The sequence below is a fragment of the Agrobacterium sp. SORGH_AS_0745 genome, assembly GCF_030818995.1.
In the GTDB taxonomy this organism is placed as follows: Bacteria; Pseudomonadota; Alphaproteobacteria; order Rhizobiales; family Rhizobiaceae; genus Agrobacterium; species Agrobacterium tumefaciens.
On sequence record NZ_JAUTBI010000003.1, the window covers coordinates 1795278 to 1820659 of the forward strand.

A 25382-nucleotide genomic window follows, 5' to 3' on the forward strand; every position below is an offset into this window, starting at 1 on the left:
ATGACTGACCAAATCAAAAACGACAACGCCCGGTCGAAGGCCGAGCAGCTGCCGCTCGCATTCTCACACCAGTCCGCTTCCGGAAGGGACGATCTTCTCGTGTCTGACTCGCTCAAGGCTGCCGTCAGCCTTGTGGATGAATGGCCGAACTGGCCTTCGCCCGTGGTGGTGCTGGCCGGGCCTCCGGGTTCGGGAAAATCGCATCTCGCCAATATCTGGAAAAATATCAGCAGCGCGCAGGATATCCACCCGCAAGCCGGTGTTGGCGCTGCGCGCCTTGCCGAAACCGGAGCGGTTCTGTTTGAGGATGCCGATCGCCGCGGTTTTGACGACACCGAACTTTTCCATGTCATCAACAGCGTGCGCCAGCACGGCACCACGCTTTTGATGACCAGCCGGCAATGGCCGGCCGCATGGCCGGTGACCTTGCCGGACCTGCGCTCACGCCTGAAAGCCGTGACTGTGGTGGAGACAGGCGAGCCCGACGAGGGTCTTCTGGCACAGGTTCTGGTGAAACTCTTCGCCGACCGGCAGCTTTATATGGATGACAAACTCATAGGCTACATCGTCAACAGAATGGAGCGTTCACTCGATACAGCGCAGACGATTGTGGACCGTATCGACAGGCTGGCGCTCTCGCGTGGAACAAGGATAACCCGTCCCTTGGCGGCGGAAGTCCTTAACGCGATGGGCGAAGGGACAAGGGGTAGCGGGCTGGAGGTCGATTGACTGTCACAGTTCCGTCGTCAAACTGTTATACGGGCAAGAGGGACGATCGCGGGATGCAGCAGGATCACGGGACGGAAAGTCAGGGGATGGTACAGGACATGGACGCTATTGTGCAGGACGACTTCAACAAGGTTCAGCCGATGACCGAGGGCGAGAACCTCTGGGACAGCCCCGCGCGCTTCATCAACCGCGAATTCTCCTGGCTCCAGTTCAATCGCCGTGTTCTGGAAGAAACGCTGAACACGGATCATCCGCTATTGGAGCGGCTGCGTTTCCTGTCCATCTCCGCCGCCAACCTCGATGAATTCTTCATGGTCCGCGTCGCCGGCCTCGAAGGCCAGGTGCGCCAGAAGATTACGGTCAAGACACCTGACGGCAAGACACCAGCCGAGCAGCTGGAAGACATTCTGAAGGAAATCGACAACCTGCAGATGGAGCAGCAGGCTTCGCTTGCGGTTCTGCAGCAATATCTCGCCAAGGAAGAAATCTTCATCGTGCGGCCTGCCGCACTTTCCGAAGCGGATCGTACCTGGCTGGGCACCGAGTTCGAGGAACGTATTTTCCCGGTGCTGACGCCGCTGTCCATCGACCCTGCGCACCCGTTCCCCTTCATTCCGAACCTCGGTTTCTCGATGGGCCTGCAACTCGACAGCGTCAACGGCCGCGAGCCGATGACAGCGTTGTTGCGTCTCCCGACGGCGCTCGACCGCTTCGTTCGTTTACCGGATGAGAAAAACGCCATCCGCTACATCACGCTAGAAGATGTGGTCGGCCTGTTCATTCACCGTCTTTATCCGGGCTATACCGTCCGGGGATTCGGCACGTTCCGCATCATCCGTGACAGCGATATCGAGGTGGAGGAAGAGGCGGAAGATCTGGTCCGCTTCTTCGAAAGCGCGCTGAAGCGCCGCCGCCGCGGTTCGGTTATCCGCATTGAGACCGACAGCGAAATGCCGCAGTCGCTCCGCCAGTTCGTGGTGCACGAGCTTGGCGTGCCTGATAATCGCGTTGCCGTTCTGCCCGGCTTGCTCGCGCTCAACACCATCTCGGAAATCGTGCGCGCACCGCGCGACGACCTGAAGTTCGAGCCTTACAACGCCCGTTTCCCCGAGCGCGTGCGTGAACATGCCGGCGATTGCCTTGCCGCCATCCGCGAAAAAGACATGGTGGTTCACCACCCCTATGAAAGCTTCGACGTGGTTGTGCAGTTCCTGTTGCAGGCTGCGCGCGACCCCGAAGTGCTCGCCATCAAGCAGACGCTTTACCGCACCTCCAACGACAGCCCGATCGTTCGCGCGCTGATCGACGCGGCGGAAGCCGGCAAATCCGTGACCGCGCTGGTCGAATTGAAGGCGCGTTTCGACGAGGAGGCGAACATCCGCTGGGCGCGCGATCTGGAGCGGGCCGGCGTGCAGGTGGTGTTCGGCTTCATCGAACTCAAGACGCATGCCAAGATGTCTATGGTGGTGCGCCGCGAGGACGGCAAGCTCAGAACCTATTGCCACCTCGGCACCGGCAACTACCACCCGATCACAGCCAAGATCTATACCGACCTGTCCTTCTTCACCTGCAACCCGAAGATCGCCCACGATATGGCGAATATCTTCAACTTCATCACGGGTTACGGCGAACCGGAAGAGGGCATGAAGCTCGCCATTTCGCCCTATACGCTGCGTGCGCGCATCGTGAAGCACATCAATGAAGAGATCGAGCACGCCAAGCGCGGTGCGCCGGCGGCGATCTGGATGAAGATGAACTCGCTGGTCGATCCCGAGATTATCGATACGCTTTACCGCGCCAGCGCGGCTGGCGTGGAGATCGATCTCGTCGTGCGCGGCATTTGCTGCCTGCGCCCACAGGTTGCGGGTCTGTCGGACAATATCCGCGTCAAGTCGATTGTCGGCCGCTTCCTCGAGCACAGCCGAATCTTCTGCTTCGGCAATGGTTTCGGCCTGCCGTCCGACAAGGCGCTGGTCTATATCGGCTCCGCCGACATGATGCCGCGCAACCTTGATCGCCGCGTTGAAACGCTGGTGCCGCTCACCAACCCTACCGTGCACGAGCAGGTTCTTTCACAGATTATGCTGGGCAATCTCATTGACAACCAGCAGAGCTACGAGATACTTGCGGACGGAACGTCGAGGCGCATCGAGGTGCGTAAAGGCGAAGAACCGTTCAACGCGCAGCACTATTTCATGACCAATCCCAGCCTTTCCGGACGTGGTGAAGCCCTGAAATCAAGTGCGCCCAAATTGATTGCCGGGTTGATTTCTTCCCGCAAGAAACAGGCTGAATGACTCGATCAGAAGCACAGGGGCGGCTGACCGGCCTTGCCCCCGTTTCCGTCATAGATATTGGTTCGAACTCCGTTCGTCTCGTCGTATATGAAGGTCTTTCCCGCGCGCCCGCCGTGCTGTTCAACGAAAAGGTCCTTTGCGGTCTCGGCAAGGGACTGGCCCTCACGGGCCGGATGCATGAGGAAGGCGTTAGCCGGGCTTTGATGGCACTGCGTCGCTTCCATGCGCTTTCCGAACAGGCGCAGGCGCAGCAACTCTACGTACTGGCAACAGCGGCAGCGCGTGAAGCGGAAAACGGCCCGGATTTCATCCGTGAAGCCGAAGCCATACTGGGTTGCGAGATCGAGGTCCTGTCCGGCGAAAAGGAAGCGCTTTATTCCGCCTATGGCGTGATTAGCGGTTTCCACGACCCGGATGGCATTGCAGGCGACCTGGGCGGCGGTTCGCTGGAACTCATCGACATCAAGGGCAAGAACTGCGGCGAGGGCATCACCCTGCCGCTCGGCGGCCTTCGGTTGTCGGAGCAATCGGATGGCTCGCTGGAGAAGGCGACGACCATTGCCCGCAAGCACGTCAAATCCTTCGCAAAGCTGCTGGCGGCCGGCGAGGGGCGTACCTTTTATGCCGTGGGCGGCACGTGGCGAAACATCGCCAAGCTGCACATGGAGATCACGGGTTATCCGCTGCACATGATGCAGGGATATGAATTGCCGCTGGCGGAAATGCTGAATTTTCTGGAAGAAGTCATCGTCTCCAGGGACAGCAAGGACCCGGCCTGGCAGGCGGTCTCCAAGAACCGCCGTTCGCTTCTGCCGTTCGGCGCCATCGCCATGCGTGAAGTTCTAAAGGCGATGAAGCCGGCAACGATCGCCTTCTCGGCGCAGGGCGTGCGCGAAGGTTATCTTTATTCGCTACTGACGGAAGCGGAGCGGGATACCGACCCGCTGCTGGTCACGGCCGACGAGCTTGCCATTCTGCGTGCCCGTTCGCCCGAACATGCGCGCGAACTGGCCGACTGGAGCGGCCGCACCTTTCCGGTCTTCGGCATCGATGAGACGGAAGAGGAAAGCCGTTACCGGCAGGCGGCCTGCCTTCTGGCCGATATCAGCTGGCGTGCACATCCGGACTATCGCGGTCTGCAGGCGCTCAACATCATCGCCCACTCCTCCTTCGTGGCGATCACCCATCCGGGCCGCGCCTATATTGCACTTGCCAATTATTACCGCTTCGAAGGGTTGAACGACAACGGCACCACACAGCCGCTCGCCGCCATGGCGGGTGACCGCCTGCTGGAACTCGGCAAGTTGCTCGGCGGCCTGCTGCGCGTCGTTTACCTCTTCTCAGCCTCCATGCCCGGTGTCGTCGATCACCTGAAATTCCGCAAATCCACCAATCCGGATCTGGATCTGGAATTCGTCGTGCCACACGCCTATTGCGATTTTGCCGGCGAGCGTCTGGACGGACGCCTGCAGCAACTGGCGAAACTGACGGGCAAGCGGTTGGCGTTTGTGTTCGAATAAACGGTCGCGCGCATGACGTAGCATAGAATGCTGGTCAACATGGGAGCTGGCTTAAGGGGATCAGTTGACCGAGACACGATTTAGACTGGCGTTGCCGCACGAAGCGCTGATCGTGAAAGAGATCAGTGCTGCGGCCTATATTCCAGCATATCTACAAATTGTGGGCGCTGCGCCCAAACCCGCTTTTGAAGATTACCTGCCGCGCATTTCTGCGGAACAAGTGTGGTTTAGCGTAACCGATGGCGAAACGTCTGGGTTGGTGGTTCTCGAAAGCCATCACCGCTATCTCATGATTTACAGCATAGCCGTTAGTCCCATCTTTCAGGGAAGAGGCATCGGGAAATCACTTCTCCGTTTCGCGGAGCTACACGCTTTGGAATGTGGGATTGGCGAATTGCGCCTTTACACGAATATGCGGATGACGAAGAACATAGCGCTTTACAGCGATTGCGGCTTTGAGGAGTGCGGGCGTCGCCCGCATCCGTCAAGAGAAGGTGAAATCCTCATCGATATGAAAAAGTCGGTTGCATGATTTTGCAACTCTGTCTCACCGTGGCGAGGCTGACGGCCGGCTGGCATTTCTCTTCGAATAACAAACAGACGTTTTCGCCGTTGGGGCACGAATTGTGTCAGGACCAACGCTCGCAAAAGGCTTCGATATCGCTCGACTGAAAGTCGGCAAGCCGTGCCATGATCGTCTCGAATGGCCAGTTCCACCAGGCGATAGAGGCCAGCTTCTCCGCGACGGTTCGCGAAAATCGCTCGCGAATGATCTTCGCGGGGACGCCTCCGACGATTGTATAGGGCGGCACGTCTTTGGTGACGACCGCGCCGGCCGCGAGCACTGCACCGTCTCCAACCTTTACACCTGGCAAGACAATGACCCCGTGACCGATCCAGACATCGTGACCGATGATGGCACGATCCGCCTTGCGCTGATCGAAGAAGGCGTCGTCGCGCACAGCATCCGCAGAGTAATATTCCGGGCAATAGCTGAAACGATGCATGGACGGTCGGTCCATCGGATGGTTCGGGGCGCCTATCCTGACCTCTGCGGCGATGGCGCAGAACTTTCCGATTGTCGCATCACCGACCATGCAGCGGTGTCCAAGATAGGAGTAGTTCCCGAGTTCGACATTGTGCAGGGAGGTATCCGCCAGAATTTCGCAGCATTCGCCGAGGCTTGAATCTCTTATGCTTGCCGTCGAATGGATAATGGTCTCTGCGAGCTTGGGGCGATTGAGTTGTGCGGTCGAGTCCATTCCAGTCTCCGGATTTTGGCCTGCTTAACCGGGGATGATGAAGGACATGTGACGTGGGAAAGGCCGAGGGAGCCGGTCGGGCCGGTCATTCCCTCTAAAAATGCAGATTGTGCGTGTTGCATCGCGTGGAGCGAAATCTTGCCTTCACGCAGAGTCTGTCAGTTGCCCGAAACATCCGCTGCGGCATTTTTCTTCTGCCAGTAGTGGTCGGATATGTTTTGAGCGTTCCGAATGATATGACCTGCGATTTCGGGGTCTCCGCCCTCGAATGTGTCCGGGTCGGCCCCGCATAACAGCAGGAAAAGCTGCTGGTGAGCGACGGCGGCGAAATAGTCATGTGGCGGGGGCTGTATTTCCGAGCCAACGGCCTGGAGTTCCTCGGCGGCCTGTTTGCTGGCGCGCTCAAGCGCTGCGTTAATGGTGGCCATCATCGCCGCTTCCGTCCGTTCCAATATATCCTGAACTTGCTGCTCAGCCGGTGTCAGAACCGGGCAACTCTCACTCATCGAACCTCTCTCCTATCGGTGCGCCATTTCGCTCACCGATACTATCGCATGGATTGTGTCGGCTTTGCGGGAAAGACTAGATCGCAGTGTTGAAACTACACTCAATAGCTGATCGCCATGCCGGATTCGGTGGGGCAAAACCACAATCGACTGGCGCGCATGGGCAAACGGGTCAGCAGTGCCCCAGCGCCTTCCGGATACAGGCGCTGAGATAGGCATATTGCAGGGGCGTGGCCCTTGCCATCGCTTCCGTGCGGGTGGCGGGCCTGTCCTCGTAACCGACCGGAATATCGAACTGGGTGAAGGTGAAATCCCAGCGGGTGTCGTTGACGATATTGTAGAAATGGTCGGCGCCGCTAACGACGGTTTTGGCGAGGTCGCCACCGAAAATATCCTGCACCACCAGAGCTGTAACGCCGCCTTGCCCCCTGGCTGGGTTTTCCCTCGACCACAGGCTGCTGGTTTCGAGCGACCAGCTTTTCCTCAGGGCGTAATACAGTCGTTCGGCATTGTCCTGCATGACGGGTCTTTCCTGTTTCGGAACCGGGTTCCGGGTCAGGTTGGGTCGGTACAGTAACGGAGCGCCTCGCTTCCTTTTTCAGGCCGCAGGAACGCTCCGTTCAGTTGAGATTGCGCCGATGCGCTGACGGTGCCGGAACGAATTCCGGCACTCCTTTCCTCACTTCGCGTCGAGAAGGTCCTTGACTTCCAGCAGGACGAACTCGTTGTCGTCAGCCTTGTCCAGCGCACGGCCGGCCGAGAAGGGCAGGTTGTTGTCGTTGCCGACGATGATATGGGTGGCGTCGACACGGTCGACATTCTCGATGGTCACGAACGGCATGTCGTAGAAACCGTTGCCGCCGCCCTGACGCTTCCTGTTATCAGGATCGGAGATCTTCAGCAGATCGATATAGCCGATCTTGCGCGCCGCCTTGCCAGCATTGGCGTCGTTGAATTCGATCTTGTAGATGCGCTTGACCTTGGAAGGTACGGCAAAGCAGTTTACGTCCGGCTTTTTCGGGTCGGCGCAGGCTTTGTCGGCGGTGCCGGCGCCATTGTCGCGCTCGATGACCAGCGCGGTGCTCTCGTCCAGCATGTTGAAATCGCCGATGGCTTCGCCACCTTGCGCCAGCGGGTAGAGCCAGGTGCGGCCTGTCCATTCCTTCTTGGCGGTATCGAGCTCGATGATGCGAAGGGCGGTTGAGCCGTCTTCGGTCTTTTCGACCTGACCTTCGGCGGTGTAGAGCGGGCCTTCGAGAAGGCCGTAAAGCTTCGAGCCGTCCTTGGAGAGCGCCATGCCTTCATAACCACCTGATCGTTTCAGGTTGAAGGCGGGCATTTTCTGCGTGGGGTTGCCGGGCAGTGCCAGGGTCGGATGATCCGGGGACTTCACCTCGATATCGCCGGCCTTGGTGGCGATGACGTCGGTCAGCTTGCCGTCGCGGGTGAATTTCAGGATGTAGGGACCGAACTCTTCGCCCACCCAGAAGCCGTCGGCAACGGGCTGAATGGATTCGACATCGAAGTCGGCGCCCGTCAGGTAACGTTTGGTCGAACCTTCCATGACGATGGGGAAGGGAGCTTTCTTGTCCGGGTCGGAAAGGAACACCGTCTCCAGCGCGTTGACCTTGCCGGCATCCCAGTCGAATTTGATGTGGTGGAGCATCAGCATGGCATCGCTGGAGTTGAGCTTCGAGCCGAAACCATTATCGGAAAGGCTCCAGAAGCTGCCGTCCTCCATGGCCTTGATGCCGGAAAAGCCCTGCATGGCCTGGCCGTTGAACGGCATGGAGAGGCCGGTCGGGCGAACGCCATCCTTGCCGGGCACGGTGCCGAGACCCTCGGCGCGCTTGCGGTCGGCCGTCGTGAACTTGGCGGATGTCTTGAGGTATTCCGGCGCATCGGCAGGTGCTGCGATGATGGTGTTGGCGGGCAGAATGGCGTGCGAGACCAGCTTTGCCGAAAACTCCTGCTCTGCATGGGATGCGGTTGCGAGCGCAAGAACGGCGAAAGGTGCGAAAAGAATATGCTTCATGGTGGAGACCCCTCAATGCCTGTTGAAGACAGGACTGAGGCGATAGGGGTGCCACATGACAGGCAGGTGATTGCAGTTTGAAGCTTTGATGAATTTTGATGGCGGGCGGCCTCGGAAAACGAAGCTACCCGTTTGTTTTCAGGGTTTTTTCAGGCGGCTGGGGCCTGATATTGGCTGAGCGTACACACGCCGAGCGTCTGGCCGCGTCCCTTGACAGCATGTTCGCCGAGATATTCGCTGCGCACACCTTTGGGTAGCACCAGCTGATGGGCGAGATCGGCAGAAATCAGCACGGGATGGCCGAGCATCTTGCTCAGTGATTCGAGCCGCGAAGTGGTGTTCACCGTGTCGCCAAAATAGGTGATCTTGTGGTGATCGACGCCGATTTCGGCTGTTATGACCGGCCCGCCATGAATCGCAAAGCGAAGGCGCGGCACTTCACCGAAACGGGCGAGCCACATGTCGCGCTTGTCCTCGATGGTCGCCTGGATATCGAAAACACAGCGCACGCAGGCTGCCCGCCTTATTGCCATGTGATAGGGCCAGGTGATGATGGCCGCGTCGCCGATGTAGTCGTCAATGACGCCGCCATGTCTTCTGACGGGGGCTGCGTAGGTCGCGAAGATTTCGCCCAGAAACTCCTGAGCCTTCAGGTCGCCATGGGTTTCGGCAAACGAAGTGGAGCCGACGAGGTCGATGAAGATGAAGACGCGGTCTTCGCTGACTGGACGGCGATAGCGCCCAAGGATGAGATCGATGAAGATGTCACGGCCCAGCAGTTCACGCACGCGCATGATGAAAACGATGATGCCGCAGACGATGAGGGTGAAGATCAGTGTCTGCACCTCGGCATGCACCGCCCGTTTCCAGGTGCCGGGAAATATGCCGCTAACCCACAGAATGGTACCGCCAAGCCCGAAGCCACAGAAGACGAGTACGGCATAGATGATGAGGCCGACGGCAATATAGGCCGGTGTCGGCAATGCGCTAACCTGCCGCGACAGACCGGGCAGCACGTAACCACGCTCGAAGGCGAGGATTGGCGCACAGGCGAACAGCGCATAGGTGGCGCCAATGAGCGCGCCGCCGCCATATTCCAGAAACGCGTAGGCCACCCCGCTGCCGGCCACGGCAACGAAGAGCACCACGTAATCCAGAATGGGCAGCAATTTTCTCATGTCGGTTCTTGATCTCGGGGAAGGGAAGCGTCGTGCCCCGTCAGGCGAAGCTTCTGTTCAAGTCATATGCGACATTAATGTGGAAAATGCGCTGCAAAAAGTGACCATTCGGTAAGGTCACATGAAGGATTGGAAAGGCTGTTGCCCCGTTGCCGCAAAAGGGCTGTGAACCCGGCTCTACTACTTAATAGGATGTTCTGTAATAGACCGTTTCAAGCGGGGATTGCGGACGGTCGTCCGGCGAGCGGTTCGACCATGTGACTGGGAAGGCGGCAAAACGCAGCCGGTTGCCGTCTATCCATGCCCGGTCGAACAGGGTTTCTCCCTTGCTGGCAAAGGTGATGGCCGCGCAGGTCCGACCATCGACATCGAAGGGAATATTCTCTTTCCAGCCAGTCAACCCGCAGCCGATACCCTTCGGGTCACCATTATAATGCTCGACAACCGCGGGGTCGTTGGGCGTCATGGCGATTGAGGTGACGGTATGGGCAAAGAGCATGCTGTCGTTGTCCTTCAGGCCACCATCCAGCGTGCCTTCGTAACGCACCTGCACCGTGGGCTGCTGGCAGCTGCTGCGGGCGTAAATCTGTGAGACAGCATGCATGCGGCCACCGCGTATGGTGATGCGAGTGACGATGCCGTGACGATCGTTCTTGCCGATCTTAAGGCAATCGGTCGTCCATTCGCCCTGAAGATCGACCTTGCCGTCATCGGCGCGCGCTGACGTGGATGAAAAAGTAGGGAAAATGCCTGCGGCCGCGATAGATGCGGCCAACAGCAGAGCACGGGCAGGTTTCATGGAAATACCCTCAAAGCGAGACCATCTGCAAAGAGATGGACCGCGATGCGGGCAAAATTTGGGTTGGCGCAGGTCCAGTAAAAGCAGAGACGCTTTTGCATCCGGACAATGCGCAAAACTGCGCGAGGCGCGGGCGATCAGGCCTCGCTCACCGCCACATCAACCGCCTCGACCTTCTTGCCGGCGAAACGCAATGCCACTTCGCCATTGATGAGCTTCAGCGCCACATCGCCAAACAGTTCGCGCCGCCAGCCGGTCAGCGCTGCCACGGTGGCAGCCTCGCCCTCGGAAGCGATCTTGTCCAGATCTTCGCTGTTGGCGATGACCTTTGCTGCGACGCCGTGCTTGTCTGCCGTCAGCTTCAGGAGAACTTTCAAAAGCTCCACAGCAGCGCCGGAGCCTTCCGGTGCGTGGCTGTGACGCGGCGCCTTCGGCATTTCCTCTTTCGGAAGTGCCAGCGCCGCATTCACGGTCTCGATGATGGCCGTGCCGGAGGAAGAGCGCTCCCAGCCCTTCGGGATGGTGCGAAGCCGCGACAGCGCCTCGGTGTCCTTCGGCTGCTGCTGTGCGATTTCGAAGATCGCATCGTCCTTCAGCACGCGTGAGCGCGGCACGTTGCGCGACCGCGCCTCACGTTCACGCCATGCGGCGACAAATTTGAGGATGGCGAGTTCCGTCGGCTTGCGCAGGCGCGATTTCAACCGCAGCCAGGCATCGTCGGGATGCATGTCATAGGTTTCGCGCGATTCCAGAATGTCCATCTCTTCGGTCAGCCAAAGCGAGCGGCCTTCACGCTCCAGCTGCGCCTTGAGCGCTAGATAGACATCACGCAGATGGGTGACGTCGGCCAGCGCATAATCCAGCTGCTTTTCCGTCAGCGGGCGGCGGCTCCAGTCCGTGAAGCGTGAGGATTTGTCGATCTGCACATTCTTGATCCTCTGGACCAGCTGGTCGTAAGAGATCGAATCGCCGAAACCGCACACCATGGCCGCGACCTGCGTATCGAAGATCGGGTGCGGAATAAGCCCGCCAAGATGATAGATGATTTCGATATCCTGACGCGCCGCATGGAAAACCTTCACGACATCGGGATTGGCCATGAGTTCGAACAGCGGCGTAAGGTCGAGACCCTTGGCGAGCGGGTCGACCAGTACCTCAAGGGTAGGGCTCGCCATCTGTACGAGACAAAGCTCGGGCCAGAAGGTCGTCTCACGCAGAAACTCGGTGTCGATGGTAATGAATTCCGATTTCGCCAGTTCCGTGCAGGCTTCGGCGAGGGCGGCAGTCGTTTCAATCATTGCAAATGGCCACTCGTGAAAATTATCCGTCTTACTTTCCCTTTGCCGGGCGCATGTCAATACAAAGCCCGCTTTTGAAGGCTCAAGGATCGTTTTTCTCAGGTGGTTTTGGCGTCGGCCCGTCGTTTTTGGGTGGTGCAGGGGCGGCCAGCTTCTGAAAATAGGCCGAGGTGCGCAAAAGCGGGCGGAACCGCCAGTTCCGCTCCTCAACGGGTACTCCCTCGCGCACCCTAAGCCGGTATATGGTGTAGGCGATGAAAACGATCTGGATCGCGGCCGTGTAGCTGAACAGCGCTTTGGGACCGAACTGATCGATCAGGACGGAGGCGAGCAGCGGCCCGACGGTTGCACCCACCGACCAGAAGAACAGCAGCCCGGCAGACACCATCGCATGTTCGCCCTCTTTGGCATGGTCGTTGCCATGGGCGGAACTCAGTGAATAGAGCGGCAGGGCAAAGGCGCCGAACACGAAGACGCCGATGATGTTGCTCCATTCGTCCGAGCCGGCGAACAGGGCGAGAAACAGACCGACAATCACGGAGCAGGCCGTGGTAGCGAGAATGATGATGCGGCGGTCGTAACGGTCGGAATAGACGCCGAGCGGATATTGCAAGACCACGCCGCCGATGATGCCCGCACTCATGAAGGTGGCGATGGCGGTGACGGAAAGGCCGATCTGTTCGGCATAGATTGGCCCGATGTTGCGAAAAGCCGCCATGCTGAGGCCGACAGCCACGCAGCCGACGACGGCAAGCGGTGAGATGCGCCACACCGCGAAAAGATTGAACGGGATCTGTTTCGGCGGCGCGGGGTTGGATTTGTCGGCAATCGAGATCGGCACCAGCGACAGCGTGAGCGCCATGGCGATCAGCGAAAACACCACGGGCCCGTCAATGCCGGCGACGGGAATGATATATTGGGCGAGCGTTACGGAACCGAGATCGACGAAACGATAGATGGACAGCGTGCGCGCACGGTTGGAATTCGTCACCTGCGCATTGATCCAGCTTTCGATCGCGGCGAAAAGGCAGGCGACAGCAATACCGATGACGAAGCGCATCAACATCCAGAACAAGGGATGAAGGACAAGCGGCATGGCGATCGAGGCGGCCGATGCGACCGCCGCCATGGTGGCGAAGGTGCGGATATGGCCAATCTTGCGCAGAAGGCGCGTCACCGAAATGCAGCCGAGCGCGAATCCGATACTGTAGGCGGCGCTGATGAGGCCGATGGTGCTGGCCGAAAACCCTTCGGACAGGCCCCGCAGCGCGATATAGGTTCCCTGCAGACCGTTGCCGCCAATCAGAATGCCGGCGGTGACGAGAAGCGGGATAAGAGGTCTGATCTGGCTCATTGCGGGCCGACTCGGTTTGGCGGGCTGAATAAGCACTATCTAAAGCGAAGGTGCGCGAAAGGACAGGCTGAACGCGACATTGTTGTGCTTTGCCTTGACAAATCGGGCTGGTCATGCGCTTTTCCGGCAAATTTCGACAGTGCCGCCGATCTGGCCCACGACACGCTCCAGGATATTAAAATGCATCGTTACCGCAGCCACACCTGTGCCGCTCTCCGCAAGTCCGACGTCGGCGAAACCGTTCGCCTTTCCGGTTGGGTTCATCGCGTGCGAGATCATGGCGGCGTTCTCTTTATCGACCTTCGCGACCACTACGGCATTACCCAGGTCGTGGCCGACCCCGATAGCCCGGCCTTCAAGGTTGCCGAGACGGTGCGCGGTGAATGGGTGATCCGCATTGACGGTCTCGTCAAGGCGCGGTCCGAAGACACCATCAACAAAGGCATGGCCACTGGCGAGATCGAGCTTTATGCGCAGGAGATCGAGGTTCTGGGCGTTGCCAAGGAACTGCCGCTGCCGGTCTTCGGTGAGCCTGAATATCCCGAAGATGTTCGCCTGAAGTATCGCTTTCTCGACCTGCGCCGCGAAACCCTGCACAAGAACATCGTCAAGCGCACGCAGATCATCTCCTCCATGCGCAAGGGAATGGGCGATCTGGGCTTTGCCGAATATACGACGCCGATCCTCACCGCATCCTCGCCGGAAGGCGCGCGCGACTTCCTCGTTCCCTCGCGCATCCACGAAGGCCAGTTCTTCGCGCTGCCGCAGGCCCCGCAGCAGTACAAGCAGCTTCTGATGGTGGCCGGTTTCGACCGCTACTTCCAGATCGCTCCATGCTTCCGCGATGAAGACCCGCGTGCAGACCGCCTGCCGGGCGAATTCTACCAGCTCGACGTCGAAATGAGCTTCGTGACCCAGGAAGACGTCTGGACCACGATGGAGCCGATGATGACGGCCGTTTTCGAACAGTTTGCCGAAGGCAAGCCGGTGACGAAAGAATGGCCGCGCATTCCCTATGACGAATCGATCCGTAAATACGGCTCCGACAAGCCGGACCTGCGCAACCCGATTGTCATGGAAGCCGTGACCGAACATTTCGATGGCTCGGGCTTCAAGGTTTTCGCCAACATGATCGCCTCCAACCCCAAGGTGCAGGTCTGGGCTATCCCGGCCAAGACCGGTGGGTCGCGTGCATTCTGCGATCGCATGAACGCCTGGGCGCAGAGCCAGGGCCAGCCGGGCCTCGGCTACATCTTCTGGAAGGAAGAAGAAGGCAAGGTCGCCGGCTCCGGTCCGCTTGCCAAGAACATCGGCGAGGAACGCACTGAGGCGCTGCGCCAGCAGCTCGGCCTTGAGGCGGGCGACGCCTGCTTCTTCGTCGCGGGCGATCCCGCCAAGTTCTACAAGTTTGCCGGCGAGGCGCGCACCCGTGCCGCCGACGAGCTGAACCTGATTGACCGCGACCGTTTCGAAATGTGCTGGATCGTCGATTTCCCCTTCTTCGAATACAACGACGAAGAAAAGAAGATCGATTTCGCCCACAACCCATTCTCCATGCCGCAGGGTGGCATGGAAGCGCTGGAAGGACAGGATCCGCTCTCCATCAAGGCTTTCCAGTATGACGCGGTCTGCAACGGCTTCGAAATCGCCTCCGGCTCTATCCGTAACCAGTCGCCCGAGCTGATGGTCAAGGCTTTTGAAAAGGTCGGCCTGTCGCAGAGCGACGTGGAAGAGCGCTTCGGCGGTCTCTACCGCGCCTTCCAGTACGGTGCGCCTCCGCATGGCGGTTGCGCCTTCGGTATCGACCGCGTGGTCATGCTTCTGGTTGGTGCGAAGAACCTGCGCGAAATCACGCTGTTCCCGATGAACCAGCAGGCACAGGACCTGCTGATGAACGCGCCGTCCCCGGCAACGCCGACCCAGCTTCGCGAGCTGGCGCTGCGCGTGGTTCCGTCCAAGAAGGACTGATCTCAACCGCCACGGGTTTTGAACAAAAGGGCTGGCGGCGACGCCGGCCCTTTCTGTTTCTGCAACGAACGTGGGAAAGTCACAATTTTACCGCGAGTTTAACGGAATTCCGAACGTAATCAGCCGGAATCCGATCCCAGTATAGTTTTGCGCTCATTTTGGGGACGCAAAGACTATCGGGGATTTTAAACTTGGGACAGCGCCGGCCGAACTTCGCTTGGGGTTGCGGCGCGATCATATTTATAAGGATTTCAGAATGGCACATGTATCGGAAAAAGACCTCGCCCCGGCCGGTGGGCAGATGCCGCCAGCCCCGCCTCGCAACGGCTTCGCCGTCAGCCTGCGCTCACCGGGCGCCAAGTTTCTGATGATCGGTTTCATATCGATGGTTCTGCTCGTACCGCTGCTTCTCGTCTGGGCGCTGACGGAAGAGCGCGCCTCGCGGGCCGAGGATGTTTCGGGCCGTATCGCCAGCGGCTGGGGTGGCGATCAGGTGGTGAACGGCCCTTATCTCGCCGTGCCTTTCGACGTGGAAAGACGCCGCGAGGTGAACGGCCAGAGCATCGTCGATCGCACGACCGAATGGGCGCTGGTCATGCCGGAAACGCTTGATGTCACGGCCGATCTGAAGACCGAGGAGAAGCGGCTGTCGATCTACAGCCTGCCGGTCTATAATGGCGACCTTGTCCTCAAAGGCCGGTTCGGTGCCGGCATCCTTCAGGATCTCGCCCGCTTCTCCGGCACGCCCCGCCTCGACAGCGCCATTCTCGTTCTCAGCATACAGGATATGGCCGGCATTCGCTCGAGCGCCGGTGTCAGGATCGATGGCGGTTCCGTATTGCCGTTCGATCCCGGCATGCGTGATATCTCTGTCATAGCGCCCCGCACGGGTGCGCAGGACATGTCCATCAGGTCCGATGCCGGCGTGCACAGATCGATCGAAAGAGGCCTTGTCGAGAAAGGCTTCGATTTCGATATAGCCTTCTCCCTGAATGGTTCCGGCAGCTTTGCCGTCGCGCCCGCCGGCCAGACCACCAGTTTGGCGGCCAAGGCCAACTGGCCGCATCCCGGCTTTGAAGGCCTATTCCTGCCAGAGGAAAAGACCGTCACAGCCTCGGATTTCACGGCCAACTGGACAATCCCCTATCTCGCAAGGGGCATAGACCGCGTGGTCGAGAGTTCGCGCCTGCCGCTGACCGACAGCCTGATGAGGATCAACCTCGTCGAGCCCGTGAAATTCTACCAGATCATCGCCCGGACACTCAAATATTCGATAGGCTTCATCTCTCTGGTGTTCCTGGCCGTCTTCATCGTCGAACTGAGGGGCGGCAGCAGCGTGCACTGGATCCAGTACGTGCTGACGGGGCTGGCGCTGATCGTTTTCTACGTGCTGCTGCTCGCACTTGCGGAACATACGGGCTTCACCATCGCCTATGCTGCGGCGTCGCTTCTGACAGCGCTCCTGATCTCCTCCTATCTCGGAAGCGCAACCCGTAGCCGCAAGAACGGGGTAGCCCTGTTTACGGTTCTGGCGGTGGCTTATGGGGTCATGTATCTAGTTCTGAATGAGGATGAATATGCGCTGCTGGCCGGCGCGTTGATATCTTTCATCGCCATTGCTGCCACCATGTTCGCAACCCGCAGGGTCGACTGGTCGGGAACCGGCCCAACCCAGCACAACACCAATATTGGTCGCAGCGAAGCCTCGTAAGGCGCATCGCCAGCATCGAAAGGCGCGGGCATGCAACTTGCTGCCCGCTTTTTTGCCGTCTATAGGTGGAGCATTCACCACGGACCCGGTGAAATTCCGGGTGGCTCTTCTGGCCGCCGATCCGCCAGACAACGCAAAGCACCGACATTCTTTTTCAATCTACCGGACATGTTTCCGGCCGGTGCGTCATACTTTGCGAAAAAATCAAATGAACAGATTTCAGACTTACAGACGTGAGTGGTTTTCCAATATTCGCGGCGATGTGCTTTCCGGCATCGTCGTCGCACTCGCGCTCATTCCCGAAGCAATCGGCTTTTCCGTCATCGCCGGCGTCGATCCGAAGGTGGGGTTGTTTGCTTCTTTCGCCATTGCCTGCGTCTGCGCCTTCACCGGTGGCCGTCCGGGCATGATTTCCGCGGCAACCGCCGCCACAGCCGTCCTGATGGTGACGCTGGTGAAGGAACACGGCCTGCAATATCTCTTTGCTGCGACCATCCTCATGGGTGTGCTGCAGATCGCTGCGGGCTTTGCAAGGCTCGGGCGGGTGATGCGCTTCGTCTCTCGCTCGGTCATGACCGGCTTCGTCAATGCACTGGCGATCCTGATCTTCATGGCGCAATTGCCCGAGCTGATAGGCGTGCCTATCGCAACATACGTCATGATCGCGGCTGGTCTTGCGATCATCTATCTCTTCCCGCTGGTCACTAAAATCATCCCGTCGCCGCTGGTCGCCATCGTCGTTTTGACCTGCGTGGCGGTGTTTTTCGGCATGGATATCCGCACCGTCGGCAATCTCGGTGAGCTGCCCTCGACACTGCCGGTCTTCGCCCTGCCACAGGTGCCGCTGACTTTCGAAACGCTGCAGATCATCTTTCCGTATTCCGCAGCGCTGGCTGCCGTCGGTCTCCTGGAATCCCTGCTGACGGCACAGATCGTTGACGAAATGACAGATACCGGCAGCAACAAGAGCCGGGAATGCATCGGGCAGGGGACAGGCAACATCGCCTCCGCGCTGATCGGCGGGATGGGCGGCTGCGCCATGATCGGCCAGTCGGTCATCAACGTCAGATCCGGCGGCAGGGGCAGGCTCTCCACTTTTGTGGCGGGCGCCTTCCTGCTGTTCCTCATTCTGGTGCTGGATGATCTTGTCCGCATCATTCCAATGGCCGCTCTTGTGGCTGTCATGATCATGGTTTCGATCGGCACCTTCTCGTGGCGTTCGATTCTCGATCTCAGCCGCAATCCACCGTCTTCCAGCATCGTCATGCTGGTAACGGTCGGGACCGTGCTGGCGACCCATGATCTCGCAAAAGGCGTGCTCGCCGGCGTGCTTCTCTCCGGCGTGTTTTTCGCGGGGAAGGTTTCAAAACTCTTCCACGTTCGTCCAGAGCTTGTCGCGGATGGACGGCATCGCATCTATCGCGTCGATGGGCAGATTTTCTTCGCCTCGACGGAAAGCTTCATTGCCGCCTTCGATTTTGCCGAAGACGTGGGAACGATCACCATCGACGTCACACAGGCGCATCTGTGGGACATTTCGGCTGTCGGTGCGCTGGACAAGGTCGTGCTGAAATTCCGCAAGACCGGCAAGACGGTCGAGGTGATCGGCGTCAACGAAGCTAGCGCCCATATGATCGACCGTTTCGCCCTGCACGACAAGCAGGATGGAGCGACAGCCCCACTCCACTGACCAGAAGTAAAAAGCCCCGGCGGAACCGGGGCTTTTTGTTGTGCTATTCGTTTGCCGTCACCGTGACGCCGAGCATTGTCGGCAGGGTGTTCGGTGCACCCATGGCGGCGCCCATGATCATCGGGAAGGGAACCGGCTTTTCCGGTTCGGCCGAGATGGAGAAGCTCTTCGGATTGTCGATATAGGCGTTGATCGCAGCCGACACCATGTTCTGCAATTCCGGAACGTTGAGCGAAGCCATCATGATGGGCGCCATGCCCTTGATTGTCTGGGAAAGCTGATCGCTGGTCATACCCTGCTGGCTTGCAGCGTAGTCGATGGCGCGCTTGGTGATGCCTGGCATCTTCGAAGCTGATTTCGGCATTAACGAAGGAAAGCTGCTGCATCAGGCCGAGCATGGCAAGGCCCGCTGCCTGTTCCGCCTGTTCCTTGTTCGGATTTGCAGCCTGCGCCTTCACCGTCTCCTGCATCGATTTGATGAAGGCGAGTGTGTAACCGGAGAAACCGAACGACATGTTGAGACGGCCGACCTTGTCGAGGTCGATGGCATATTCCTCGACGTCTACGGTGCCGGAGGCAACTTCCCAGCTTCCGCTCATGGTCATGTTGCCGGAAAGGGCCTGCAGATTGAGCTTTTCAATTGCGTCCTTCGTGGCCGGATCGTTGACTTCGCTGAGATCGGCTTTGAAGCCGGATGCGTCGAGATCGAAGCCGATCGAGGCCTTGTCGTCGCTGACGGACATCGTTGCGCTGCTTTCCTCGAGCGAGAAAGCCTGCTTGCCGTCGATGGAGACGGAAATCGGACCGCTATGCGCCTCGTCGTAGAACATCAGCGCATCAATCGTGCCCGTCGTCGCATCGGCAGGGATGGTGAGACCTGACATGTAGATGTCGTTGGCCTTGATCTCCACGTTTTCCTGCTTGTAATCGACATTGTCGAAACGCGCGTTCTTGATCTTGTAGCCGCCGTTGTTTTCCTCGACGCCTTCAAGGGTGACGTTGCCGACCGGAATTTTTTTGGCCGGATCGGCAGCCGCATTGAAGGTCACGCCGTTCAGCGTCACCGTGTCGCCGTTGACGGCGACGGATCCGGCGGCGATTTCACCGCCCTGCGCGGCGTAGGCGGCGTTGATCTTTTTCAGAACGTCGTTGCCATCCAGTGCGAATGCCGGTGCGGAAAGCGCGAGAAGCGCGGCACTTGCGAAAAGAATCTGCCGGGTGGATTTCAGTCTCATAGTGTTTCTTCCCTCAATGTGCGGATGTGCACCGTGTTCTAAATGTGAATGGTGACATTTATATTCGCGATTATTCAAAGGTCTACAGGATTTAGATCGATTCGTATGACGGCGGCATTGCGGCATTCGCAACGCAGTTAATAAAAATCCTCACAAAAGGCATCGTTTCGTCCACAGCCGAGCCCCCCGAATTCCTTGCCGGGAATCGGCATTTCCGCTAGTCAAGCACCATGGGAAAAAATCTTGTACCTCCGTCAGGCGGAGACGATAACATTCATCCGGTCGATTTGAAGGCGGCGCTTGAAGAGCGCTACCTCGCTTACGCCTTGTCCACGATCATGCATCGTGCGCTGCCGGATGTGCGCGATGGACTGAAGCCGGTTCACCGCCGCATCATCCACGCCATGAGCGAAATGGGCATCCGCCCCAACTCGGCTTTCAAGAAATGCGCCCGTATCGTCGGTGACGTTATCGGTAAGTTCCATCCGCATGGCGACCAGTCGGTCTACGATGCGCTGGTCCGTCTCGCGCAGGATTTCTCGCAGCGTTATCCGATCGTGGACGGGCAGGGCAATTTCGGCAATATCGATGGCGACGGCGCCGCCGCCTATCGTTATACCGAAGCACGCATGACCGATGTAGCAGCGCTGCTGCTCGAAGGCATCGGCGAGGACGCGGTTGACTTCCGCGCTACTTATAATGAGGAAGATGAGGAGCCGGTCGTCCTCCCGGGCGCGTTCCCCAATCTGCTTGCCAACGGCGCCTCCGGCATTGCCGTCGGCATGGCGACGTCCATCCCGCCGCACAACGCCCATGAACTGTGCGACGCAGCTCTGCATCTCATCAAGCATCCGGATGCGACGGTTGAAAAGCTGGTGGAATTCATTCCTGGCCCCGACCTGCCGACCGGCGGGGTGATCATCGAAAGCCGCGAGAATATTCTCGAAGCCTATAAGACCGGGCGCGGTGGTTTCCGCGTGCGCGCCAAATGGGAAACGGAAGACCTCGGACGTGGCGGCTATCAGATCGTCATCACCGAAATCCCGTTCCAGGTGCAGAAATCGCGGCTGATCGAAAAGATCGCCGAGCTGCTGCTCGCCCGAAAACTGCCGCTGCTTGAGGATGTCCGCGACGAATCGGCCGAAGACGTGCGTATCGTGCTGGTTCCGAAAAACCGCACCGTCGACGCGACGCTGCTGATGGAATCGCTGTTCCGTCTGTCCGACCTTGAAAGCCGCCTGCCGCTCAACATGAACGTACTGTCGCTTGGCAGGGTGCCGAAGGTCATGGCGCTGAACGAGGTGCTGAGCGAATGGCTGGCACACCGCAAGGACGTGCTGGTCCGCCGTTCCCGCCATCGTCTTGCGGCCATCGATCGCAGGCTCGAGATTTTGGGCGGCCTGCTGGTCGCCTATCTCAATCTCGATGAGGTGATCCGTATCATCCGCGAGGAGGACGAGCCGAAACAGGTGATGATGGCCAAGTGGTCGCTCACCGATAATCAGGCCGAAGCCATCCTCAACATGCGTCTGCGCAATCTGCGCAAGCTCGAGGAATTCGAAATCCGCAAGGAGTTCGACGAACTCAGCAGCGAGAAGGCTGAAATCGAGGGTCTACTCGCCTCCGATGAAAAGCAATGGCAGACCGTCGCCTGGGAAATCGGCGAGGTCAAAAAGAAATATGCCAAGGCAACCGAGATCGGCCGTCGCCGCACGCAGTTTGCGGATGCGCCGGATGCCGACATCGAGGCCATCCAGCAGGCGATGATCGAAAAGGAACCGGTCACCATCGTCATCTCGCAGAAGGGGTGGATCAGGGCGCTGAAGGGGCATATGTCCGATACGTCGGCTCTGACCTTCAAGGAGGGCGATGGCCCGAAGCTCGCCTTCCCGGCGCAGACGACCGACAAGTTGCTTCTGCTGACCACCGGCGGCAAGGCCTACACGCTCGGCGCCGACAAGCTGCCCGGCGGGCGTGGTCACGGCGAGCCGATCCGCATCATGGTCGATATGGAGAACGATCAGGACATCCTGACGGCCTTCGTTCACGATCCGTCGCGCAAGCTTCTGCTCGTCTCGACTGGCGGCAACGGCTTCATCGTGGCCGAAAGCGAAATGGTCGCAAACACCCGCAAGGGCAAGCAGATCATGAATGTCGCCATGCCTGACGAAGCCAAGCTCGCCGTACCTGTTACGGGCGACCATGTCGCCGTCGTTGGCGAAAACCGCAAGCTGCTTGCCTTCCCGCTATCGCAGGTGCCGGAAATGTCACGCGGCAAGGGCGTGCGCCTGCAACGCTACAAGGACGGCGGCGTCGTTGATGTTAAATGTTTCGCGCTCGCAGACGGCTTGAGCTGGTCCGACACGGCCGGGCGCCTCTTCACCAAGGTCGGTGAGGAATTGCGCGAATGGCTGGCAGACCGCGCCACCGTTGGCCGCACCGTACCGAAGGGCTTTCCGCGTAGCGGGAAATTTGGCGGGTAAATCCGTCCTCTATCGATAGAAACAGAAAAAGCGCCGCATATCGAAAGACGTGCGGCGCTTCCGTTTAATCGAGTGGGACGACGTGGTCGCGTAGAAAAAGATAAACGCCGTCCTCATCAATGTTGCCGGCAGCGACGTCGAGAACAAAAGCGATGACATCAGCTTGCTCGGCGTGGATTTCATGGCCGTTGATGAACAAGAAGGTGTAGGCCGCTAGAAACGCGGTTCGTTTGTTTCCATCTGAAAATGGGTGGTTGCGGGCTATCCCGTAAAGATAGGCGGATGCAAGCCTTAGAGCGTCTTCCTCACCGTAGGCGGCTTTGTGAAGGGGGCGTGCCAAAGCTGCCTCAAGTGCGTTCTCGTCTTTTAGACCTTGCAGGCCGCCATGTTCAACAAGTTGTTCCCGATGTATTATTTCAATGGAAGTTCGGGACAGCCACTTAATTTTTTTCATTTTGCGAGTTCTCTCAGCGCCACATGATATTTCTTCATGCCGCGCCGGGCAGCTTCAAGCTGCTCGCTCAAATCCGCTTGTTCAGGGACGAGTTCGATGTTCCCGGAGACTTCCCTTAGTTCAAGGGTATCACCCGTCTTGAGACCCATGCGATCCAGGACTTCTTTTGGGATGATAATGCCTTCGGAATTACCGATTTTCCGGATTGTGATGTTCATGACGCCAACTCCTGTTATAACTGAGTTATAACATTGTCATCACGGTGAGACAATGCCGGTGTTGGATTGGATCTACTCGGCTGTCTCTACCGCAGGCACATAAACCTCCCACCCACGAGGTGTCAGGTGCTCCTGCGGGTGGTAGCGCGTCTTGTAGCCCATCTTTTCCGAACCATCGACCCAGTAGCCGAGATAGACGTGCGGCAGGCCGAGCGCGCGTGTGCGGGTGATGTGATCCATGATCATGAAAGTGCCGAGCGAGCGCTTTTCTAGATCGGGGTTGAAGAAGGAATAGACCATCGACAGCCCGTCGCTCATCACATCGCTCAGCGCTACGGCGAGAAGTTCACCTCGTTTGCTGGAATCGATGCCGGAGCCGGGCTCTCGCACACGGTATTCGATGATGCGGGTGTTGACGTGCGTGTCTTCGATCATGATCGCATAGTCGAGCGCCGACATGTCGGACATGCCGCCTGACTGGTGCCGATGGTCGAGATAGCGGCGAAACAGTGAGAACTGTTCGGTGGATGGCTCAGCGGCATGAACGGTGGCGACGACATCCTTGTTGATGGAGAGAACGCGCCGCATCGATTTCGTCGGCTGGAACTGTTCGGCAAGGATGCGCACGGAAACGCAAGCTCGACAGGTTTCGCACGCCGGGCGATAGGCGATGTTCTGTGAACGCCTGAAGCCGCCCTGGGTCAGAAGGTCGTTCATTTCCGACGCACGCGGGCCGACCAGATGCGTGAAAACCTTCCGCTCCATCTGGTTCGGCAAGTAGGGGCAGGTGGCCGGTGCCGTAAGATAGAATTGGGGAGAGGGCGTCGCCTGCGTGTTCATCGAACCGTGATCGCCTCCTGCGTCTGTTGTGAAAGCGCGCCGCGATTTCACGGGGTGCGGCGACGCTTCAAGCGACATGCATAATGTCACAGAATGGCAAAATGACGGAAAACGTCAACTGCACCATGCGCTATTTGCCTGATATGGAAGCCAAGTTTTCGTGGCTTTCCCTTATATCAGTAGGTTCTGACCATGACGGTGCCGAGCAGGAAGTCGTGAACGAGGCGCGAGCGCTCCGTAAACAGGCCTGCAAGCAGGATAAGCGGCGTCAAAACCGAGTTGATGATCCAGAAAAGCGCAATGTGCACGGTAGCCAGAAGGAAATCGATTCGCCGTCCGTCCATGCGCGCCATCGCGATGCCCATCGCCCGCATGCCGGGTGAGGCCTGCGACGGGCCGCTGAGCGTTACGCCGAAATAAAGCACCGCCACGATCACGAACAAGGCCGGATAGAGGAAGAAGCCGAGACCCAGCGTAATCACGCCGAGAAAGAAGACGATCACGGCGGCTGGAATGCACAGCAGGAGAACGATCGCGTAATCGATCAGGAACGCGAAGACCCGTCGGCTCAGGACGCCGCTATAGGCGCGCCAGTCGTCCGGTGCGACATAGGTAGGGTTCTGGTCGAGGTTCATCGGTCGTTTTCTCCTGAGAAGACATGACAGCTCGAAACGCGCTTTTCGTCAGGCAGCATTCCGTGTCAGCAAACAATATGGGAAGAAAACGACCGAATACAATAAGCGTCGGCTGTCAGCCCTTCGCGAGTTTGCGCGCGGCTTCCACTGCGAAATAGCTCAGAATGCCATCGCAGCCCGCACGCTTGAAACAGAGAAGCGTTTCCATCATCACGCGCTCGCCGTCGATCCAGCCATGCATGGCCGCTGCCTTGATCTGGGTATATTCACCGGACACCTGATAGGCGAATGTGGGCAGCCCGAAATTCTCTTTCAGCCGCCAACAGATGTCGAGATAGGGCAAGCCGGGTTTGACCATCAGCATGTCAGCACCTTCTTCCACGTCGAGCGCTGCGTCGCGGATTGCCTCCATGCCGTTGGCGGGGCTGATGTAATAGCTGTTCTTGTCCCCCTTCAGCAGTCCGGCCGTCGAAATGGCCTCGCGATACGGACCGTAATAGCCGGAGGAGAATTTCGTGGCATAGGCCATGATGCCGACGTTCTGGTGCCCGGCCGCATCCAGGCCGCGGCGGATGGCGCCAATGCGGCCATCCATCATCTCGGACGGAGAAATAATGTCCGAACCGGCATCGGCCTGAAGGATTGCAGCACGAACGACCTGGTCCACGGTCTCGTCATTGACGATTTCATCGCCGCGCAGAATGCCGTCATGCCCATGGCTGGTGAAGGGATCGAGCGCAACATCGGTGATCATGCCGATATTCGGAACCGCTTTTTTGACCGCGATGGTCGCCTGATTAATGAGGTTGTTGGCCTCGAGCGCATTCGAGCCGGTCTCGTCGCGCAAGTCCATCTCGATATTCGGGAAGGTCGCAATCGCCGGAATGCCGAGATCGGCGGCTTCCTTCGCCGCTTCGACCAGCTTGTCGACGCTCATGCGGTTTACGCCGGGCATCGCCGGTATGGGATCGAGGATATTGCTGCCCGGTACGATGAAGACCGGCCAGATGAGATCATCGACGGTCAGGCGGCTTTCCTGAACCAGACGGCGAGTCCAGTCGGCCTTGCGATTGCGGCGCATGCGGCGATGGCCGGTGATCGCGTCGACCAGATGCGTTTTGTCCTGCATGTAAGAATGTCCTTCGTATCCCACCCAAGTCAGGAAAGCTG

At 58.7% G+C, this 25382-nt stretch carries 21 protein-coding genes, 1 pseudogene and 1 other annotated feature; of the genes and pseudogenes, 8 read left to right on the forward strand and 14 right to left on the reverse strand.

Annotated elements, in window-relative coordinates:
• The 4 genes from hdaA (at position 1) to QE432_RS18510 (ending at position 5078) form a co-directional block, all read left to right on the forward strand.
• Entirely contained in the window at positions 1-729 is a 729-nt protein-coding gene (gene hdaA, locus QE432_RS18495) for a DnaA regulatory inactivator HdaA (RefSeq protein WP_003512460.1), read from the forward strand.
• A gap of 98 nt (positions 730-827) precedes the next feature.
• Positions 828-3026 carry an RNA degradosome polyphosphate kinase gene (locus QE432_RS18500; RefSeq protein WP_075807550.1) on the forward strand — a complete coding sequence of 733 codons (2199 nt, stop codon included), beginning with the start codon at positions 828-830 and terminating at the stop codon, positions 3024-3026.
• Positions 3023-4546 (forward strand): exopolyphosphatase, encoded by a 1524-nt coding sequence (gene ppx, locus QE432_RS18505; RefSeq protein ID WP_111798989.1) that lies wholly within the window; start codon positions 3023-3025, stop codon positions 4544-4546. Before QE432_RS18500 ends, ppx begins: the two co-directional genes overlap by 4 nt.
• Before the next feature lie 64 nt (positions 4547-4610).
• Positions 4611-5078, forward strand: a complete 468-nt coding sequence (locus QE432_RS18510) for a GNAT family N-acetyltransferase (protein WP_137037418.1) — start codon at positions 4611-4613, stop codon at positions 5076-5078.
• Between the two features lie 97 nt (positions 5079-5175).
• Here the strand turns inward: QE432_RS18510 and QE432_RS18515 are convergent, their stop codons facing one another.
• The 8 genes from QE432_RS18515 to QE432_RS18550 all read right to left on the reverse strand — a co-directional run bounded on the left by QE432_RS18515 (position 5176) and on the right by QE432_RS18550 (position 12978).
• The gene (locus QE432_RS18515; protein ID WP_306625245.1) at positions 5176-5808 is read right to left on the reverse strand and encodes a DapH/DapD/GlmU-related protein; all 633 of its coding nucleotides are present in this window, start codon (positions 5806-5808) and stop codon (positions 5176-5178) included.
• 158 nt (positions 5809-5966) lie between these two features.
• Positions 5967-6314 carry a hypothetical protein gene (locus QE432_RS18520; RefSeq protein ID WP_112681877.1) on the reverse strand — a complete coding sequence of 116 codons (348 nt, stop codon included), beginning with the start codon at positions 6312-6314 and terminating at the stop codon, positions 5967-5969.
• A 172-nt stretch (positions 6315-6486) separates the two neighbouring features.
• A complete protein-coding gene (locus QE432_RS18525) occupies positions 6487-6834 on the reverse strand; it encodes a YunG family protein (RefSeq protein ID WP_112681876.1) in 348 nt (115 codons plus the stop codon).
• A 159-nt stretch (positions 6835-6993) separates the two neighbouring features.
• Positions 6994-8349, reverse strand: a complete 1356-nt coding sequence (locus QE432_RS18530; protein WP_065688201.1) for an esterase-like activity of phytase family protein — start codon at positions 8347-8349, stop codon at positions 6994-6996.
• A gap of 149 nt (positions 8350-8498) precedes the next feature.
• A complete protein-coding gene (locus tag QE432_RS18535) occupies positions 8499-9527 on the reverse strand; it encodes an adenylate/guanylate cyclase domain-containing protein (RefSeq protein ID WP_111795780.1) in 1029 nt (342 codons plus the stop codon).
• Between the two features lie 184 nt (positions 9528-9711).
• Positions 9712-10326 carry a hypothetical protein gene (locus QE432_RS18540; protein ID WP_065688202.1) on the reverse strand — a complete coding sequence of 205 codons (615 nt, stop codon included), beginning with the start codon at positions 10324-10326 and terminating at the stop codon, positions 9712-9714.
• Between the two features lie 137 nt (positions 10327-10463).
• Complete coding sequence (gene rnd / locus QE432_RS18545; protein ID WP_003512471.1) at positions 10464-11624, reverse strand: ribonuclease D; 1161 nt, start codon at positions 11622-11624, stop codon at positions 10464-10466.
• Between the two features lie 82 nt (positions 11625-11706).
• Positions 11707-12978 (reverse strand): MFS transporter, encoded by a 1272-nt coding sequence (locus tag QE432_RS18550; protein WP_003512472.1) that lies wholly within the window; start codon positions 12976-12978, stop codon positions 11707-11709.
• A gap of 180 nt (positions 12979-13158) precedes the next feature.
• Here QE432_RS18550 and aspS point away from each other — a divergent pair, with 180 nt between their 5' ends.
• The 3 genes from aspS to QE432_RS18565 all read left to right on the forward strand — a co-directional run bounded on the left by aspS (position 13159) and on the right by QE432_RS18565 (position 18347).
• Entirely contained in the window at positions 13159-14946 is a 1788-nt protein-coding gene (gene aspS / locus QE432_RS18555; protein WP_003512477.1) for an aspartate--tRNA ligase, read from the forward strand.
• 256 nt (positions 14947-15202) lie between these two features.
• Entirely contained in the window at positions 15203-16657 is a 1455-nt protein-coding gene (gene creD, locus QE432_RS18560) for a cell envelope integrity protein CreD (protein ID WP_306625248.1), read from the forward strand.
• Positions 16658-16735: 78 nt separating this feature from the next.
• Positions 16736-16791 (forward strand) — a sequence feature (sul1 is cis-regulatory element that is thought to sense ions involved in sulfur or methionine metabolism; They are found in Alphaproteobacteria).
• Between the two features lie 74 nt (positions 16792-16865).
• Positions 16866-18347 carry a SulP family inorganic anion transporter gene (locus QE432_RS18565; RefSeq protein WP_306625250.1) on the forward strand — a complete coding sequence of 494 codons (1482 nt, stop codon included), beginning with the start codon at positions 16866-16868 and terminating at the stop codon, positions 18345-18347.
• Positions 18348-18390: 43 nt separating this feature from the next.
• Here the strand turns inward: QE432_RS18565 and QE432_RS18570 are convergent.
• Positions 18391-19582: pseudogene (locus QE432_RS18570) on the reverse strand (hypothetical protein).
• Between the two features lie 230 nt (positions 19583-19812).
• Between QE432_RS18570 and parC the strand changes: the two are divergent.
• Positions 19813-22065 carry a DNA topoisomerase IV subunit A gene (gene parC / locus QE432_RS18575; RefSeq protein WP_013635880.1) on the forward strand — a complete coding sequence of 751 codons (2253 nt, stop codon included), beginning with the start codon at positions 19813-19815 and terminating at the stop codon, positions 22063-22065.
• Between the two features lie 64 nt (positions 22066-22129).
• Here the strand turns inward: parC and QE432_RS18580 are convergent, their stop codons facing one another.
• The 5 genes from QE432_RS18580 to hemB form a co-directional block, all read right to left on the reverse strand.
• A complete protein-coding gene (locus QE432_RS18580) occupies positions 22130-22519 on the reverse strand; it encodes a type II toxin-antitoxin system death-on-curing family toxin (protein ID WP_065688205.1) in 390 nt (129 codons plus the stop codon).
• Positions 22516-22737 carry an AbrB/MazE/SpoVT family DNA-binding domain-containing protein gene (locus QE432_RS18585; protein WP_038490623.1) on the reverse strand — a complete coding sequence of 74 codons (222 nt, stop codon included), beginning with the start codon at positions 22735-22737 and terminating at the stop codon, positions 22516-22518. The genes QE432_RS18580 and QE432_RS18585 overlap by 4 nt, the downstream gene beginning before the upstream one ends.
• A 72-nt stretch (positions 22738-22809) precedes the next feature.
• Positions 22810-23577 (reverse strand): arginyltransferase, encoded by a 768-nt coding sequence (locus tag QE432_RS18590; RefSeq protein WP_038492769.1) that lies wholly within the window; start codon positions 23575-23577, stop codon positions 22810-22812.
• A 176-nt stretch (positions 23578-23753) separates the two neighbouring features.
• Positions 23754-24212 (reverse strand): RDD family protein, encoded by a 459-nt coding sequence (locus QE432_RS18595; protein WP_038490628.1) that lies wholly within the window; start codon positions 24210-24212, stop codon positions 23754-23756.
• 115 nt (positions 24213-24327) lie between these two features.
• Complete coding sequence (hemB, locus tag QE432_RS18600; protein WP_003512495.1) at positions 24328-25341, reverse strand: porphobilinogen synthase; 1014 nt, start codon at positions 25339-25341, stop codon at positions 24328-24330.
• Between the last annotated feature and the right edge of the window lie 41 nt (positions 25342-25382).